General features: G+C 65.5%; 1 pseudogene. It reads right to left on the bottom strand.

Annotated features, from left to right (window positions below):
* Positions 1 to 1,213: pseudogene (locus tag ACLJQZ_RS48460) on the bottom strand (IS701 family transposase); the annotation flags it as partial.
* Positions 1,214 to 1,436 lie beyond the last annotated feature (223 nt).

Raw genomic sequence — 1,436 nt, 5'->3', positions numbered from 1 at the left:
TAGTACGGCAGCCGCAGTGTGGGATGTTTGTCGCGTTGTCGCTGGTAGTGGCTGTGGCGGGCGCGGGTTTGGTGGCGTCGTCGCCACAGCGACCAGTGATCGGTGTGCGTGGATGGGTGTGCGGGGTCGGTGAGCGTGGACCAGAGTCGTCTGATTTCATTGCAGGATAAAGGAATCAGCTGCTCTGCGTCGTCGGTAGTGCCCCTTTTTCGTCGCGTGCCCGCTCGGCGTGGGCGGTGACGGCGAGGAACGCGGCGGCGAGCATGGACAGGGTGATATGCCGGTACCAGGCGTCATACTTGCGGACTTGGTAGTGGTCCAAGCCGGTCTCGTTCTTGGCGAACTGGAAGGTTTCCTCCACAGCCCAACGGGATCCGGCGACCCGGATGAGTTCGGCGACTGGGACCGGGTAGGTGGAGTGGCAGATGTAATAGGCCAGCTCGGCGGGTTTGCTGATCGAGCGGCGGACCAGCAGCAGTTGCCCGCCGGGGGTGGCGGGGTCGAGCAGCAGCCAGTCGTAGAGCCGGTGTCCTTTACTGCCGATCCCGGCGGAGAGGCGTTGCCAGCCTTTGCGTGGTGCCGCGGCGGCGAGGGCGTCGGCCCGCTGCTTCCCGGTCGCTGTGTCGAACCGGTGGTCGCAGGAAATGGCCATGACGTAGTTGAGGCCGGCCTGTTCGCACCAGGAACGCAGGCCGGGGTTGTCGCCGTAGGCTTCGTCGGCGGTGAACCACTCGAGGTCGGCGCCGGCGTCGAGCAGCCGTTCCAGCATCCGCTGGGCAAGTTCGGGTTTGGTCGCGAACTCCACGGTATCGTCGATTCCGGCCTCGCGGCAGCGTTCCCGGTCCTCGGTCCAGGACACCGGGACATACAGCTCGCGGTCGATCAACGCGCGTCCCTTGTCCGACACGTAGGTCAAGAACACGCCGAGCTGGCAGTTCTCGATCCGTCCGGCGGTGCCGGAGTACTGCCGCTGGACTCCCGCGGATTTGGTGCCCTTCTTCAGGAATCCGGTCTCGTCGGCCACCGCGACCCCGCTGCGGTCGCCGAGGTGTTCCAGCACAAGACCACGCAGATCGTCGCGGACAGCCCCGGCGTCCCAGCGGTAGAAGTTCAGCAACCGCTGCATGCCATCCGGGCACAGGTCACCGGCCTGCTCGGCGATCGTCCACGAGTTCTTCCGCTCCGCCCCCGACAGCAGTCCCAGCACATACATCCGGGCCCGCCGACGCGAGTCCGCCTGCGCGAAACGCCCCGCTACCAGCGCGAACACGTTATCGAACCCGGCCCGCCAACAAGCAAGACGATCATCAACTACAGTCCACGACGCGGCCACCGCGTCCTCTTCGAGATCCAACACACCTTGAAGTCGATCACGCGGTGGCCGCCTTCATGACAACGACACGCCGCAAGGTCACACACTGCGGCTGCCGTACTAG

This window comes from Amycolatopsis sp. cmx-8-4, from assembly GCF_046548675.1.
GTDB lineage: Bacteria > Actinomycetota > Actinomycetes > Mycobacteriales > Pseudonocardiaceae > Amycolatopsis.
The sequence above is the reverse complement of the archived record's forward strand: the minus strand, read 5'-3'. Positions and strand labels throughout refer to the sequence as shown.